The organism is Pseudomonas sp. FSL W5-0203 (assembly GCF_001896155.1).
GTDB classification, from domain to species: domain Bacteria; phylum Pseudomonadota; class Gammaproteobacteria; order Pseudomonadales; family Pseudomonadaceae; genus Aquipseudomonas; species Aquipseudomonas paracarnis.
This window is the reverse complement of sequence record NZ_MPOR01000027.1, coordinates 59,180-74,344: the sequence shown is the minus strand read 5'-3', so window position 1 is coordinate 74,344 and position 15,165 is coordinate 59,180. Positions and strand designations below refer to the sequence as shown.

At 60.3% G+C, this 15,165-nt stretch carries 13 protein-coding genes; 6 read left to right on the top strand and 7 right to left on the bottom strand.

Features of this window, described 5'->3' with window-relative positions; all coding sequences use genetic code 11:
* Nucleotides 1-62: 62 nt before the first annotated feature.
* From BOP96_RS21245 to BOP96_RS21225, 5 genes are all read right to left on the bottom strand, one after another.
* Nucleotides 63-2,144, bottom strand: coding sequence for a dermonecrotic toxin domain-containing protein (locus BOP96_RS21245; RefSeq protein ID WP_238346859.1), 2,082 nt, complete (start codon nt 2,142-2,144; stop codon nt 63-65).
* A gap of 191 nt (nt 2,145-2,335) precedes the next feature.
* Nucleotides 2,336-2,737: an ExbD/TolR family protein gene (locus BOP96_RS21240; RefSeq protein ID WP_014716440.1), complete on the bottom strand. Its 402-nt coding sequence runs from the start codon at nt 2,735-2,737 to the stop codon at nt 2,336-2,338.
* Complete coding sequence (locus BOP96_RS21235; RefSeq protein WP_093114384.1) at nt 2,738-3,460, bottom strand: MotA/TolQ/ExbB proton channel family protein; 723 nt, start codon at nt 3,458-3,460, stop codon at nt 2,738-2,740.
* Between the two features lie 25 nt (nt 3,461-3,485).
* Nucleotides 3,486-4,298, bottom strand: coding sequence for an energy transducer TonB (locus BOP96_RS21230; RefSeq protein WP_014716438.1), 813 nt, complete (start codon nt 4,296-4,298; stop codon nt 3,486-3,488).
* 233 nt (nt 4,299-4,531) lie between these two features.
* Nucleotides 4,532-5,383 carry a LysR family transcriptional regulator gene (locus BOP96_RS21225; protein WP_005783745.1) on the bottom strand — a complete coding sequence of 284 codons (852 nt, stop codon included), beginning with the start codon at nt 5,381-5,383 and terminating at the stop codon, nt 4,532-4,534.
* Between the two features lie 107 nt (nt 5,384-5,490).
* Between BOP96_RS21225 and BOP96_RS21220 the strand changes: the two genes are divergently transcribed.
* Nucleotides 5,491-5,952 carry a nucleoside deaminase gene (locus tag BOP96_RS21220; RefSeq protein ID WP_014716437.1) on the top strand — a complete coding sequence of 154 codons (462 nt, stop codon included), beginning with the start codon at nt 5,491-5,493 and terminating at the stop codon, nt 5,950-5,952.
* The gene (locus BOP96_RS21215; protein WP_014716436.1) at nt 5,939-7,126 is read left to right on the top strand and encodes a CynX/NimT family MFS transporter; all 1,188 of its coding nucleotides are present in this window, start codon (nt 5,939-5,941) and stop codon (nt 7,124-7,126) included. The genes BOP96_RS21220 and BOP96_RS21215 overlap by 14 nt, the downstream gene beginning before the upstream one ends.
* Here BOP96_RS21215 and BOP96_RS21210 read toward each other — a convergent pair.
* Entirely contained in the window at nt 7,097-9,412 is a 2,316-nt protein-coding gene (locus BOP96_RS21210; protein ID WP_073453958.1) for a TonB-dependent receptor, read from the bottom strand. The two genes, BOP96_RS21215 and BOP96_RS21210, sit on opposite strands and share 30 nt — an antisense overlap.
* Before the next feature lie 155 nt (nt 9,413-9,567).
* Between BOP96_RS21210 and BOP96_RS21205 the strand changes: the two genes are divergently transcribed.
* From BOP96_RS21205 to BOP96_RS21195, 3 genes are all read left to right on the top strand, one after another.
* Complete coding sequence (locus tag BOP96_RS21205) at nt 9,568-10,512, top strand: LysR family transcriptional regulator (protein ID WP_073453956.1); 945 nt, start codon at nt 9,568-9,570, stop codon at nt 10,510-10,512.
* Between the two features lie 105 nt (nt 10,513-10,617).
* Nucleotides 10,618-11,079 (top strand): HIT family protein, encoded by a 462-nt coding sequence (locus tag BOP96_RS21200; protein WP_073453955.1) that lies wholly within the window; start codon nt 10,618-10,620, stop codon nt 11,077-11,079.
* A 244-nt stretch (nt 11,080-11,323) separates the two neighbouring features.
* Nucleotides 11,324-12,931 (top strand): alkaline phosphatase family protein, encoded by a 1,608-nt coding sequence (locus BOP96_RS21195; protein WP_073453953.1) that lies wholly within the window; start codon nt 11,324-11,326, stop codon nt 12,929-12,931.
* Nucleotides 12,932-13,057: 126 nt separating this feature from the next.
* Here the strand turns inward: BOP96_RS21195 and BOP96_RS21190 are convergent, their stop codons facing one another.
* On the bottom strand, nt 13,058-13,963 hold the full coding sequence (locus tag BOP96_RS21190) for a TauD/TfdA dioxygenase family protein (protein ID WP_019819893.1): 906 nt from the start codon (nt 13,961-13,963) through the stop codon (nt 13,058-13,060).
* Nucleotides 13,964-14,147: 184 nt separating this feature from the next.
* Here BOP96_RS21190 and BOP96_RS21185 point away from each other — a divergent pair, with 184 nt between their 5' ends.
* Nucleotides 14,148-15,068: a LysR family transcriptional regulator gene (locus BOP96_RS21185; RefSeq protein ID WP_003187586.1), complete on the top strand. Its 921-nt coding sequence runs from the start codon at nt 14,148-14,150 to the stop codon at nt 15,066-15,068.
* Nucleotides 15,069-15,165: the final 97 nt, after the last annotated feature.

The following is a 15,165-nucleotide window of genomic DNA, read 5'->3' as shown; positions in this document are numbered from 1 at the left end:
ATGCAAAATTCCATGGCAATGCGGCATGATGCTCCGGCTTCAATTCAATAACCGTGTTGCACTCAGCTCCTGCAACCGCCGTGGATAACCTTGGGCACCTCAGTGGCGCCGGAGGGTAACGATGGCAGTCTCGGTAACTTCAATGTCTTATTTATCATTGAGGCCGGTGCATTTTTATTCCCTTCGATCGCTTCAGCTTTTGTACCACTCATCCAGTTTTCTTGGCCTTTACGCCAATAAAACACGTCATTCACTCGACCGTTTTCGCTGACCCCACGCCATAGGCGGGCCTCTACGTCATACGTCACTTTAGTGCCGTATCGATCGACGAAAATCATGTAGTCTTTCGAGACCATTTGATGGACATCGTCCATGGGGACTGTGAACGCCTCATGGAGTTTCGGGGGCGAAACAGGGCTCATCGGATAACCAATCTGCCCATTGATTCGCCGTGGCGGATTGAAGAATGGGCGCCCTTGTTCAGTCACTTGAGTAGAGGCCTGGGCTGCAGCATCCGCTCCGGCTGCGACGCCCCCGCTGGCAAACCTTTCTGTTATCACTTTCGCCAGCGGCGCCCCCGCATGAGTGGCTAACGGCGGAGCAGCGTTCAATACCCCAAAAACAATTCGGTCCGCACCGGTCGATTTTCCTTTGATGGCATCATCAATACCAATACCGGCCTCGGCGCCCCCGGCTGCCAGGAAGAAAACATCCAGGCCTATTGCGACTTCCGGCATGACCAGGGCCAGGGGCGTCATGAACATGGCGACTTTGGTGGCCTCTTCCACCCCTTGCAGCACTTTGTTCTTGGTGTAGTCCCCATCACTGACGATCGCATTATCCGCGTCCGAATAAGATCGGGCCTTTTGTCGAACCTTGACTGCTTCGAAAGGGTCGCCCTGCAGCTGATCCACTGTGATAAACCGATCCGGCACCCAGCCGTTGAGCCCTTTAAGGAAAGCATTACCCGACGCCTGCGCGTCCGACCAATTTCCCATCCCTTCCAGAGACTGACGTACACCGTCTGAAAACGACTTGTCAGCTTGATCCTTGAGAGAAAAGTGCGTCAGCAGCGATTCGCGCTTAACGGGGTCTGACGCCTGCCCCGCCAGCCACGTTTTCATTTGCTGCGGATTATCGAACCGATGAATGGGTGAGGAATTGCCAGGGATGTATAGCAACGTCAGCTGGGTTTTCCGATCGGTCACACACATCAAGTCGGTCGACTGCAAGCCGTTGATGCTCAGCAAGCCGATCTCCAGATTCGGATCCTTGACGGCAGGCTTGGTAAAATCCTGAACCGTCAGCTCGGACCAATCCTTTTGCGCAACCGCCCCCAACGCACGCTGAGCGAGTGCCGCCTCAACCGGTCCAAGTGTTCCTTCCAGACGCTGTAGATTGATCGCTTTAACAAAGGATATTTTACTCAACGATGCATACGAGGCGCTGTGTTTGTCCCAGAATCCATCAAGCGTATTCTTGTAAAGTTGGGTGCGGTCTGTATCCCAGACCAAGGCTTTGAAATCTTCAACCGGAATGGGCACCTCAGTGGCCGCACTGTAGAGCGCAGAGCCCGGAGAACTCGGTTCCCGGTAAATAGCTTGGCGACTGCCTGCTTCCTGCACCCAGCCGTCAATTTTGTTGTAAACATACACTGCCGGCGAAAAATACTTGGCGATTTTTCGAAACCAGCCCTCATTATCTTCAATCGTAACATCTTGCCTGTTTTTCAAAGCCGCCTGGGTCAGCGTTATTTTTTCCACAACATCCTTTTCGTCATCGCCATTATCCTTGAACGTCACCAGATACGTTTTATCAGGATCAACTTCAATGCCCCACTGTTGTTTTATCTTCGCGGACAAAATAGTGGCAATCTCTTTTTCAGGAGACATAAAATCAGACGCATGCGTACTGATATAAGCATCTATTACAGGATTTGGCTTCAATACCTTGGGCCCGGCATTGGGTGCGTTAATGTGCTGATAACCGGCGCGATTCAAAGATAAACTTTGCCCTAACGGATGCCGTGGGCCAGGCCTATCGGACGGCCCAGAAAAAGCGACAGGTTTTTTTTCATCGGGCTGAGAAACCGGTTGTTGCGGGCTGACGAATGTATCTACCAAACGAATCGGAAAACGTACCATTCTATAAATTCTCCATTTATCGAAACTTTCCATGCGCCAGCCAGAATAATCATACGGTCATGAATTGCACGCTCAGAAACATTCAAAAACGTGTGAATTCTTTTCCTTTACTAACGCTATACCCTTCCAATAAAAAAAGGGCCGCACCCTGCCAAGGAAACGGCCCAAAAACGTGTCGCGGCTCTTTGAAACTAACGTGCAGTAATCACCGACAATTTGGTAATGCCTGCGCGCTCGATCGACGCCATGGCTCGCGCCACTTCGCCGTAGTTCACTCCATCGTCGGCCTGCAGTTGCACCCGCACGTCGGGGTCCTTGGCCTTGGCCGCCTGCAGGTTGAATTCCAACAGGTCCGGCTGGATTGCGTCCTTGTTGATAAACAGTTTGCCCGCGCCGTCGATGCTCACCACCAACGGGTCTTTCTGCTCAACCGGCGCTACGGCCTGGGTTTTGGGCAGGTTGATCGGGATGGAGTTGGTCAATAGCGGCGCGGTGACGATAAACACCACCAGCAGCACCAGCATCACATCCACCAGCGGCGTGACATTGATCTCGCTCAGCACCTCATCGCTGTCTTGCGTGGAGAAGGCCATTCAGGATGCCTCCTTCACTTTCTGCGGGCTGCCGGTGCTGGCCTTGGCCAACGTCGGGTGCAGCAGCACGCGGAACGCGTTTTTCTGCGCCAGGCTGTAGAAGTCGTGGGCAAAGTCATCCAGGTCTGCCGCCGTCAGCTTCAGGCGACGCAGGAAGTAGTTGTAAACCAGCACCGCAGGCACCGCGACGGCGATCCCCACGCCGGTCGCCACCAGTGCCGCGCCGATGGGTCCCGCCACGGTTTCCAGGCTGGCGGACCCGGCAGCACTGATCCCCTTCAGCGCTTCCATGATCCCCCACACGGTGCCAAACAGGCCGATAAACGGCGAGGTGCTGCCGATACTGGCGACCACAGCCAGGCCGGTTTCCAGGGAGCGACGCTCACGCACGATTTGCTGGCGCAGGGCGCGTTCGAGGCGGTCCTGGTGATTGATCGCCTGGCTCAAATCCGCAGCGTGGGGGGTATCGCCCACCTGGATCGCGGCATAGCCGGCCTGGGCTACACGGGCGGCGGCGCCAGGCTGGGTTTCGGCGAGTTCGGCGGCCGAGTCGAGGCTCGATGCCGCCCAGAACTGTTTGTGAAACTTGCGATCCTGGGCCTTGAGGCGACCGAACTGCACGCCCTTGAGCAAGGCCAGGCCCCAGGTGGCGACCGAAAAGGCCACCAGCAGCCAGATCACCGCGCTTTCGATGGATTCAAGTGGAGATGCCAATGCCATGATGTTTTCCCTCTGCGCCGCTGAATAATTAATGAATCTTGAAATCGATGGGCACGCTCACCCAGCCGTTCTGGGCCACATCGCCCTGCTTGGCAGGCACGAAACTCCAGCGCTTCACCGCCGCCAATGCCGCGTCATCCAACTGCTGGCGACCACTGCTTTTTTGCACCTGGATCTCACCCGGTTTACCACTGGCCAGCACCTGCACCCGCAGCAACACCGTACCTTCCCAACCGCGACGCTGAGCCAGTGACGGGTATTCCGGCGCCGGGTTCTTCAGGTACGCGGCGTTGGCCGAAGCAGGCGTCACCGGCGCTGGCGCCGCGGGTGCGGGCGGTGCAGGTGGCGCTGGCGTCGGTGGTGCAGGTGGCTGCTCGACGGCCTTGGGGGCCGGCTTAGGCTCAGGTTTAGGCACGGGCTTGGGTTTGGGTTTCGCAATGGGTTTGGGCGGCGCCGGCTTGGCCGCCAACTCATCCACCACCGGCGGCGGTGGTTCGACCACAGGCGGAGGCGGTGGTGGCGGTACAGGCGGTGGCGGTTCAACCACCGGCGGCGCCGGCTGGGAAAATTCGATGGTCATCGGTGGAATTTCCGGCGGCACAATCGGCAGCACCGGCGTGGGTTTCTGGCTCACCCAATAGATCACTGCACCGTGCAGCGCCAACACCAGCAACCCGAGCAAAACCCCCTCGCGGCGGCTGGAAAAACGCTTCGGGGTCTTCTGCAGGCGCAATTGCCCCAACGGCGCGTGATGCGGCCGGCCAAGGTCGACCAACTCACCACTCGGTGCCGGGCGCCACTGCGCCTCGGGTGCACTGGCGGCGGTCTGGACATTGCCCATTGATTCACTCCCTACGGTTTTGAAAAACCGACGGGCCAGCGAAGGCCCGTCGTGGGCTGAATCATCGGGGCCAGACACTTATCTCTTAAAGTAACCTTTAAAGTTATACATAGAACAAAAACACATAAACAAAACAGCCGATCACGCCAAAGCCACGTGGCCCGTGGCCTGGCTTCAAGCCGTTGTCTTTCAATGCCTTAAAGGCATACAAAATATTCGGCAAAGGTATGGGCTCAGTGCGGGTTTCCACTGCACAAGGCCAGCAATTCACCCAGCAAACTCTGGCCCGCTGCGCCCAGACCACTGCGGCCATACAGGGCCAATCGCACGCCATGAACAGGCGGCAAGCCACTCTCTGGGCCGAGTATGCGATGGCCCGGTTGCAATACCCGTTCGGGCAATAAACTGATGCCCAAGCCTGCCGCCACCGCCGAACAAACGCTGGCCAGGCTGGCGCTGGAATAGCCGATGCGCCAACGCCAGCCGGCCCGTTCCAGATGGTGCAGCATGTCGTTGCGATACAGGCCGCCTACGGGGAAAGCCACCAGCGGCAGCGGGTCGCGGCCCAGGGCCGGAGTGCTCAGGCTGTCGACCCAGTACAAGGGCTCCGGCCACGACGCCACACAGTCGTCGCTGTCGCCCATCTGCTTGACCAGCAACACATCGAACTCACCGCCCCGGTACTGGCGCTGCAATTCAGGGCCCAGCCCGCTGGTGACTTCCAGTCGCACCCGTGGATAAGCCACGACAAATGCCGAAAGCAGCGGCATCAGGCGCTCGGCGGCAAAGTCCTCCGGCACGCCGAGGCGCAACACGCCGTCGCTTTGCTGGTTGATCAGCACATCGGCGGCTTCTTCGTGCAGCGCGAGGATGCGGCGCGCATACGCGAGCAGGCGCTCACCCTCGGCGGTGGCCACTACCCGGCGCTGGTCGCGGTCGAGTAACTGACACGCCACTGCGTCTTCCAGGCGGCGGATTTGTTGGCTGACGGTGGACTGGGTCAAGTGCAGTCGCTCGGCGGCGCGGGTGAAATTGCCGCAGTCCACCACGGCGACAAAGCTGCGCAACAACACGGGATCGAACAACGTCATCACCATTGTGTTTGCCACTGATTGGCATGTTTATATTTAATTTCAGAATACCTTGCTGGCTGCCCATACTTCACACCTTTCATCGCATCCGGGGGCCATGTATGACCAACGATCAAGCACACCTGCAACGCGCTATTGCCTTGGCCCGTGCCAACGTCACCCAAGGCGGCCGCCCCTTCGGCGCGGTGCTGACGCGCAACAATGAGGTGCTGGTGGAAGCCGTGAATGAGATCCACCTGACCCAGGACCCCACCGCCCACGCTGAGCTGCTGGCGATCCGCGCAGCGAGCCGACAACTGGGTGCGCGCCTGGTGGGGTGCGTGATCTATGCCAGCGGACAGCCTTGCCCAATGTGCTTGAGCGCCCTGTACCTGTGCGGTGTAGAACGCGTAGTGTTTGCCGCCAGCAACGAAACAGCCGAGCCATTCGGCCTGTCGACGGCAGCCATCAGCCAGCAGGTTGGCTTGCCCATCGACGCGCAACGCCTGCCCATTCAGCACCTGCCCGATGCCGCAATGACTGCGCTGTATCACCAGTGGAAAACCCTGCATGACCCTGAATAAATCCCTCGCCGGCTGGGGCCTGCTGGTGGTGCTCGGCCTGAACCTGCGCCCCATCCTCAGTTCCATCAGCCCGCTGCTCGGCGAGATTCGCCAGGCCACCGGCCTGAGCTTTCAGAGCAGCGCCCTGCTCACCAGCCTGCCGGTGATCTGCATGGGGTTGGTGGCACTGGTGGGCGTGCGCGTGGAGGCGCGCTTGGGCGAGCGTCGCGGCATCGCCCTGGGCTTGTTGATGATTTTGCTGGCGTGCCTGGCGCGCTGGCTGATGGGCCAGGCTTCGGCACTGCTGGTTACCGCGCTGCTCGGCGGTGCGGGCGTGGCGCTGATCCAGGCGCTGGTGCCGGCGATGATCAAGCGCGAATTCCGTCACCGCGTGCCGGTGGCGATGGGCGTGTATTCGGCCTCGCTGATGGCCGGTGGCGGCCTGGCGGCGCTGCTCAGTCCGGTGGTGGCCACGCATTTCCAGCAATGGCAAGCAGGCCTGGGTGTGTGGCTCTTGCCGGCGCTGGGGGCGTTGTTGCTGTGGGCCTGGCTGCCGCTGGGCGCGGCGCGAAACCCACAGCAGGCGCCTGCGTTCAAAGGGTTGCGTAACCGCCGCGCCTGGCTGCTGGCGCTGTATTTCGGCCTGGTCAACTGCGGCTACATGAGCATGGTCGCGTGGCTGCCCGCCTACTATCAGCAACTGGGTTGGGGCGTGCTGCCCAGCGGGTCATTGCTGGCGTTCATGACGATTTTTCAGGTGACGGCCGCTCTGTTGATGCCAGTGCTGGCGCAACGCGGTATCGACCGCCGCCCATTGCTCAGCATCAGCCTGCTGGCGCAAACCATCGGCTACCTGGGCCTGATCATTGCGCCGCAGGAATATCCCCACCTGTGGGTGGCCTTGTGCGGCTTCGGGTTAGGGGCGTGCTTTGCCCTGAGCTTGCTGCTGACCCTCGACCACCATCGCGACCCACGCCAAGCCGGGCAACTGGCGGCGTTCGTGCAAGGCGTGGGCTTTTTGATCAATGCGATTTCGCCGTGGCTGACCGGCTGGCTGCGCGAGCTTACCGGCAACTTTGTCAGTGCCTGGGTGGTGCTGACGGTGACGGTGGTGGCGATGCTGCTGGTGACGCGGGTGTTCAGCCCGGCCACCTATCGCACCGACCTAGAAGTCGTAGCGCCCAGTCACGCCTAGGGTGCGCGGCGTGCCCAACAGGCCCTCGTAACCGCCGTTACCACCGGTCCACAGGGTGGTGTAGTAGGTTTTGTCGAAGGCGTTTTTCAGCCACAGCGACACATCCCACTGCCCTTGGTCATAGTCGCCGCGCAAACCGGTAGACAGGTTGACCACCGCATACGCCGGGATCTGCCCGTAGTCGGAATCTTCCACCGTGCCCACCGCCTTGGAACGGAACGCGTAACTGGCGGTGACATAGGGTTCGAAGCCGTTCGCCAGGTTCCACTTGTACTCGCCGTTGGCGTTGGCGATCCACTTGGAGGCGCCCACTACCTGATGGCCGCTCAGGTCGCAGGATGCCGGCGCACCGGGACGCAGGCTGGTTTCCGGCGGGCACGGCGCGTCCTTGTAAGACAGGTACGTCACGTCATTGAAGGAGCCGTTGATGTTCAGGGTCAGGCCCTTGATCGGCACCAGGGTGCTTTCGACTTCCACGCCCCGCGAGCGTACCGAGCCGGCGTTGGTCAGGTACTGCACGCGGTTGTCCTGGTCGTAGGCGTTAGTCTGGTAGCCGTTGACCTGGGTCCAGAACAGGTTGGCATTGAGCTGCAGGCGGCGGTCCCACAGCGTGCTCTTGAAGCCTAGCTCGGCGTTGTTGGCGCGCTCGGTGCCGATCAGCAACGAGTCGGCTCCGGCCGTCGGCGCAGACCCCACCGCCAGGTTCACACCGCCGGACTTCTCGCCGTGGGACAGCGTCGCGTAGCCCAGCAGGTTTTCATTGAAGTGATAACTGAGGTTGAGCAGCCCCGACGGCGTGGCGCTGTATTGCGACAGGTCGCCCGAGTCATAGGCCCCGGTACGCCCGCGCCGCGCCGTGGCAGCAGCCCCGCTGACCGCCGCGCCACCGACGGGCGCATTGCGCGTGACCCAGGCGCTTTTCTCTTCGTAGGTGCCACGCAGGCCGGCGGTGAAATCCAGGCGTTCGGTCAGGTGCCAGGTGCCTTGGGCGAACAGCGCGAAGCTGTCGGTGCGGATATGCCCGTTGCCCACACTGCTCACGTTGCTCAACGCACCGGCAGGTGTGCCGTTCCAGATATCGGCCTTGGGCCCGTAGTATGCAAAGGATTTGTTATCCAGGTCGGAGCCGAAGTAGTAGGCGCCCAGCACGTAATCGAAGAAACCACCGCTGGGCGACGCCAGGCGAAATTCCTGGGACCACTGCTTATCTTCCACCGAAACCCCGGCGTTATACGACGCCGGTACGTTGAGGCCGTCATCGTTGCGCGGGGTGAAATTCCACCAGCGGTAAGCACTCACCGAGGTCAGGGTGAAGTCGCTGGGCAGCGTCCAATTGGCTTCCAGCGACGTACCGCCCTGGAACACCGTGACGTGCTGGTCGTTGTCGAGGTTGACCTTGCGATGGGTGCCGTCCACCAAAGTTGCGCCCGCCGCGTTGGCCCGGGATTGATACAGGTTGGTGCCATTGATGGTCGGGCCGGTGCTGTACAGCACGCAGGTGCCGGCGCTGGAGTCTTCTTCGTTGTAGTCGCCGATCCAGCGCAGGTTGAAGGCCTCGCTGGGTTTGTACAGCAGTTGCCCGCGAAAGCCCTGGCGGGAGCCGCCGTTCAGATCATGGCCGTCATGTTCATTCTCGATATCGCCGTCGCTGCGCGTGCGATAGGCCGAGAAACGCCCTGCCAAGTCCTCGGTGAGCGGGCCGGAAATCGTGCCCTTGGTCTGGAAATAACCGTCCTCGCCCAAGGAGGTTTCGATGCTGCGCTCGGGAGTAAAACTCGGCGCGCGCGTACTGATATTGATCACGCCAGCCGTGGTGTTCTTGCCGAACAACGTGCCCTGGGGGCCGCGCAAAACCTCAAGCTGCTCAATGTCCATCAGGTCGAACACCGCCATACCCGGGCGCCCGAGGTAGACGTTGTCGATATACAGCCCCACGCTGCCTTCCAGGCCATCGCTGGCCGGGTTGTTGCCCAGGCCGCGGATCGACACGCTGGACTGGCGCGCATGCATATAGGCGACGTTGACGCTGGGCACCAGTTGCTGCAAATCCTGGATGCGGTACACCCGCTGGGTTTCCAGGGCCTGGCCGCCGAGCACGCTCATGGGCGTCGGCACGGCCTGGGCACTTTCGGTACGCCGCCGGGCAGTGACCGTGACAGTTTCCAGTTGGCCACTGGCGCTTTCGCCCTTGCCGGCAGGCGTGGGTGTTTCAGCGGCCTGGGCCGGCGACCAACTGCTGCTACCGGCCACTAGAACAGCCAGGGGCAAGGACTTGAACAGACTCATAAGCGGCTCCAAAACCCCGGAATACTCGTCGCCTTATATTCCTAAAGGTTATTTATTTATGTTTTTACGAACATTTACTGCATAAGAGATAGCCTTTATAAGGAGTCGACCTAATGCATAGCCAATGCATTTCCCGGATATTTTTGATGTGAAAAATGCATATCGACCTGCGCCAGCTTCGCCACTTCATCGCCCTCGCCGAACAACGCAGTTTCGTCGCGGCAGCAGCAGCGGTGAACCTGTCGCAGTCGGCGTTCAGCCGCAGCATCCAGGCCTTGGAACACAGTGCCGGCTGCCAACTGGTGGACCGTGGCCGCAAAGACCTGGCGCCCACCAAGCAAGGCCAGGTAATGCTCGAACATGCACGGCGCCTGGTTAGCGGCGCACAACAACTGGCCAACGAAATCAGCCAGTTCAACGGACTGGAAGCCGGTGAACTGCGTTTCGGTTGCGGCCCCGCGCCGGCAGCTGGGTTAGTCCCACGTGCCATCGGCAGTTTTATCGGGCGCTACCCCAAGGCCCGCGTGCAGTTCCAGGTGGACGACTGGCAAAGCCTGGGCAAACGCCTGCTTAGCGAAGAGTTCGAATTTTTCGTCGCCGACACCCGCCACTTCGAAGCCAACCCCGACTACCACACCCACCGCCTGCGCCCACGTCGCTGGTACTTCTGCTGCCGCGCCGGCCACCCCCTGACCGCGCGCAACAGCGTCAGCGCCGCCGAACTGATGAGCTACCCGCTGGCAGTGACCATCCGCCCGCCGAACCTGCGCAAAGTCATCGTCGACCTCAGCGGCCGGCCGGATTACCAGCCCAATGTGGAATGCGAAAACGGTTACAGCCTGATGGGCGTGGTACTGCGCTCGGACGCCATTGGCATCGTCAGCGCCAACAGCGATGTGCTGCACATGGCGCGGGGCGAGTTGGTGTGTTTGCAGATTGAGGGGTTGGACGAAAACCTGGAGGAGCGCTACACCCGCTACGGGATCGTCAGCCGTGCAGGGTATCGGTTGTCGCCGCTGGCGCAGGCGATGATTGAGCAGATCAAGGAGATTGACGAGAGGGACGAGGATGTTTATGCGTTGGAAAATATTGCGGTCTGACTAAGCGGTGAACAGCGGCCCGCAACGTCAGTGAAGTCATCGTTAGATAACAAAGATCACATACAAGAGGGTCTACCTTTTGACTCGCACGAGGAAGCGCGTTTGATGGACTGTATTTTTTGCAGTATTGCCCGCCGTACTGCACCCAGCCACCTCCTATGGGAAGACCAGACCCACATGGCCTTTCTCTCCATATTTCCCAACACCCCGGGGTTCAGTGTCGTTATCCCCAAAACCCATCACGGCAGCTATGCGTTTGCCGAACCGGACACCGTGCTGTGTGACTTGGTCATCGCAGCCAAGAAGACGGCGAAGCTTTTGGACAAAGCGCTAAAAGGTGTGGCTAGAACGGGCATGATTCTGGAGGGTTATGGCGTCGATCATCTGCACGCCAAATTATTCCCGATGCACGGGACCGGGGAAGATAGCGCCTTCAAAAAAATCAGTTCGACCCAGGACAAATATTTTGAGCGTTATGAAGGCTATGTCTCCTCCCATGACGCGGCCAGGGCAGAGGATAAAGCGCTGGCAGGACTGGCCGCTCACATCAGGTCCTTCGCCGGGTAAGCCTGCTCCCCACAATTGGATCGCGGGTGTGCCAGGTAGATATGTATCTGCTGTCAGGCCGTCATCGCAGGCAAGCCAGCTCCCACAGGGGAATGCATTTCAACTGTGGGAGCTGGCTTGCCTGCGATGACGCCAGCAGCCACACCCATGCACTCAATGCATAGAACCCAGTCCCCAAATGCACTTGCCAGAGCGCCCCTCGAACGGCGAAAAACCCCACCTGTCCTCCGTTCGGTAAATTCCCATGTCTGACCCCAAACCCGTGCGCAACGTGCTCTACATCATGTGCGACCAACTGCGCCGCGACTACCTGTCCTGCTACGGCCATGCCCATCTGCACACGCCGAATATCGACCGCCTGGCCGCCGCCGGCGTGCGTTTCAGTCGGGCCTATACACAAGGCACCATCTGCGGCCCGTCGCGCATGTCGGCCTACACCGGGCGCTATGTCAGCAGCCATCAGGTGGCGTGGAATGCAGTGCCGCTGCCGCTCGAAGAGCTAACGATCGGCGACTACCTGCGCCCCCATGGCATCCGCACCGCACTGGTGGGCAAGACCCACGCCACGCCGAACCTTGAGGCCTTGCAGCGCCTGCAGATCGACCCCGACAGTGCCCAGGCCGAGCCACTCAATGAGGTCGGTTTCGATGCGTATCTGCGTCACGACAGCATCTACCCCGACAGCCCGCTGTTCGAGGATAAGCGCGAGTCCGCGCCCTACACCCGCTACTTGCGTGATCACGGCTACCACGGCAGCAACCCTTGGCACGAATGGGCCAACGCCGCCGAAGGTGAGAACGGCGAAGTGCTCAGCGGCTGGCATATGCGCAACGCCGGCAAACCCGCACGGGTGGCCGAAGAACATTCGGAGACCGTCTACACCACCGACCGCGCCATCGACTTTATCGACGAACAAGGTGAACAGCCCTGGTGCCTGCACCTGTCGTATATCAAGCCGCACTGGCCCTACATCGCGCCGGCGCCGTATCACGCGCTGTACGGTACCGAGCATGTGCAGGCGCCGATTCAACCTGAACACACCAGCGATCACCCGGTGTACCAGGCATTTCGCCAACACCAGGAGAGCCAGAATTTCTCCCGTGACGAGGTGCGCCTCACGGTGATTCCGACCTACATGGGCCTGATCAAACAGATTGACGATCAACTCGGGCGGCTGTTTGATTTTCTGCAAAGCACTGGCCGTTGGGATGACACGCTGATCGTGTTCACCAGCGACCACGGCGACTTCCTCGGCGATCACTTCCTTGGCGAAAAAGAGTTTTTGCTGGAGCCTGCGGTGGGTGTACCGCTGATCGTGCGCGACCCGCGTGCCAGCGCCGATATCAGCCGCGGCACCGTAGACGAGCGCCTGGTGGAAACCATCGACGCCCTGCCCACCTTCCTCGACGCCTTGGGCTTGCCCGCCGCCGACCATCGCCTGGAAGGCCGCTCATTGATTCCATTGCTGCAGGGCGAGCAACCCAGCTGGCGCCGCTACGCCATTGCCGAATACGACTACGCCTTCCAGGCCCCGGCTCGCGAGCGCCTGGAGCAACCCATCGACCGTTGCCGCATGACCATGGTGTGCAGCGAGCGCTGGAAGTACCTGGCGTACGACGGCTTTCGCCCGCAACTGTTCGACCTGGAAAACGACCCGCAAGAACTGCACGACCTGGGCAGCGATCCCGCCTATGCCGAGGTACGCGAGACGCACCTGGGTTATCTGTTCGACTGGCTGCGCGGGTTGAAGCGGCGCACCACCATCAGCCACACGGAGGTTGAGGTGCGCGGGCAATGGTTTCGTTATGGTGAGCCAGAGGCAGAGAAAGTGGTGAAGATCGGAGTCTGGTAAACACCACGAATCCAAATGTGGGAGCGGGCTTGCTCGCGAATGCAGTGGGTCAGTTGATGAATACGTCGACTGACACTGCGCATTCGCGGGCAAGCCCGCTCCCACATTTTTTAATCTTCACTCAGATTAAAGACCTTTAGTGGTTTTGCTTGATTGCCCCTGCACCCCCACCGGCACATCCCCCTTGAGCGTAACCCGGCGCACGATGCGCTCCTGGGTGCCGTAGTCGTCCACCGCGTAATGCTGGGTGGCACGGTTATCCCAGATCGCCACGTCGCCGGTGTTCCAGCGCCAGCGCACGGTGTTTTCCAGGCGGGTGACGTGGCCTTGCAGCAGGTTGAACAGCTGCGCCGACTCTGCCTGGGAGTAGCCTTTCAGGCGTTTGACGAAGTGCCCCAACAGCAGGGTTTTCTCACCGCTGACCGGGTGCACGCGCACCACCGGGTGTTCGGTTTCATACACCGTGGAAGTGAATACTTTGCGGTATTCCTCCAGCTTCTCCACCGCCACATCCGGCTTGCGTGCGGCGTAGTCGTATTCGTTGCTGTGCACCGCCCACAGGTGATCAGCCAGTGCGCGCAGTTCCACGCTGAGGTCGTTGTAGGCAGCGGCTGTGTTGGCCCATACGGTATCGCCGCCGGAAGCAGGCGCCAGCACCGAACGCAGGATCGAGGCCTTAGGGTAGGCATCCACAAAGGTCACGTCGGTGTGCCAGGAATTGGCGCGCTGGCCACGGGTGCCATCCAACTCCATCAAGAACCGCGTGCCGTCCCGCACCGGCACCGTCGGGTGGGCAATCGGCTCGCCGAGCAGGTGAGCAAAGGCTTCCTGGCTCTGGTCATCGAGGTGGGTCTGCTCGCGAAAGAAAATCACCTTGTACTGCACCAGCGCCTGCTGGATGGCCTCGACGGTGGCGGCATCCAGCTCACCGGACAATTTGATGCCACGGATTTCGGCGCCGATCCGCCCGGCTACCGGGTGAATATCGAGTGGTTGGGCGACGGATTGAACGGCTAATGCGGCGTTGCTCATTGTGATGACCCTCATGTGCCTGCGAAACGGTGGGGGGACGCTTCCAGCAACGCTCTATCCATATGCAATTTAGGTCTAGCAAATGAATGAATGCTTCGTTGACGGAATAAGAGCTTGCATTTAAAACCTCAGCTTGCTCGGTCGCAAATGCCTTCGACCTATTTTTAAAATGCCGGGAAAGCATATGGATCTTCGCCAACTGCGCTACTTCATCGCCCTCAACGAACACCGCAGTTTCGTGCGTGCCGCGGACGCCATGGGCATCACCCAACCAGCGTTCAGCCGCAGCATCCAGGGGCTGGAACAGGAGTTTGGTTGCGTGTTGGTAGACCGTGGCCACAAGGACTTGCGCCCCACGCCGGAAGGCCAGGTGGTGTTGCAGCACGCCCTGAGCCTGGTGCATGGCGCAGCGCTGCTGAGCAGTGAAGTAACGCGCATGACCAAGCTCGACGCCGGCGACCTGCGCTTCGGCTGCGGCCCGGCGCCAGCCGTGAAACTGGTGCCGGATGCGGTGGCGCGGTTTATCAACGCCCACCCGAAAATCCGCACCACGTTTCAGGTGGATAACTGGGAAACCCTCAGCCGCCGCCTGAGCCGTGAAGAGATTGAATTCTTTATCGCCGACATCCGCCAGTTCGAAGCCGACCCGAATTTCCAGACCCGCGCACTCACCCCCAAACGCGGGGTGTTTTTCTGCCGACCCGGCCACCCTTTGCTGGCCAAGGACAGCCTGTCCACCAACGATATGTTCGACTACCCGCTGGCGGCGCCGCTGATTTCCCAAGGCATTCGCAAGCTGTTGGCCAACCTGAGTGGGCGTATGGATTTTTCACCCAGTATTCAGACCGAGCACTTCCCGGCGCTGGTGAGCATCGTGCTGCAAACCAATGCCATCGGCGTCGGCACTGAAGAAGCCTTTGCCGAGGACATTGCCAGGGGGGCGCTGGTGCTGCTGCACTGGCGCAACTTGCCGCAGCACATGGATACCCTGAGCGCACGCTGCGGGATCGTCAGCCGCACGGGGTCGCGGTTGTCGCCGGCGGCGAAGGCGATGATCGAGACCTTGGTGGAGGTGGATAGCCAGCAGGTCAGTGTGGCGGTTTGAAGGGCCTCATCGCAGGCAAGCCCGCTCCCACATTTGAGCGTTGAACACATTCAAGTGTGGGAGCTGGCTTGCCTGCGATAGCGATAGCCCAGGCACC

Bases quoted from the DNA above. Each gene is read 5' to 3' on its own strand.
- BOP96_RS21245 (WP_238346859.1), bottom strand. From the start codon at position 2,144: ATGGTACGTTTTCCGATTCGTTTGGTAGATACATTCGTCAGCCCGCAA.
- BOP96_RS21240 (WP_014716440.1), bottom strand. From the start codon at position 2,737: ATGGCCTTCTCCACGCAAGACAGCGATGAGGTGCTGAGCGAGATCAAT.
- BOP96_RS21230 (WP_014716438.1), bottom strand. From the start codon at position 4,298: ATGGGCAATGTCCAGACCGCCGCCAGTGCACCCGAGGCGCAGTGGCGC.
- BOP96_RS21220 (WP_014716437.1), top strand. From the start codon at position 5,491: ATGACCAACGATCAAGCACACCTGCAACGCGCTATTGCCTTGGCCCGT.
- BOP96_RS21215 (WP_014716436.1), top strand. From the start codon at position 5,939: ATGACCCTGAATAAATCCCTCGCCGGCTGGGGCCTGCTGGTGGTGCTC.
- BOP96_RS21210 (WP_073453958.1), bottom strand. From the start codon at position 9,412: ATGAGTCTGTTCAAGTCCTTGCCCCTGGCTGTTCTAGTGGCCGGTAGC.
- BOP96_RS21205 (WP_073453956.1), top strand. From the start codon at position 9,568: ATGCATATCGACCTGCGCCAGCTTCGCCACTTCATCGCCCTCGCCGAA.
- BOP96_RS21200 (WP_073453955.1), top strand. From the start codon at position 10,618: ATGGACTGTATTTTTTGCAGTATTGCCCGCCGTACTGCACCCAGCCAC.
- BOP96_RS21195 (WP_073453953.1), top strand. From the start codon at position 11,324: ATGTCTGACCCCAAACCCGTGCGCAACGTGCTCTACATCATGTGCGAC.
- BOP96_RS21190 (WP_019819893.1), bottom strand. From the start codon at position 13,963: ATGAGCAACGCCGCATTAGCCGTTCAATCCGTCGCCCAACCACTCGAT.
- BOP96_RS21185 (WP_003187586.1), top strand. From the start codon at position 14,148: ATGGATCTTCGCCAACTGCGCTACTTCATCGCCCTCAACGAACACCGC.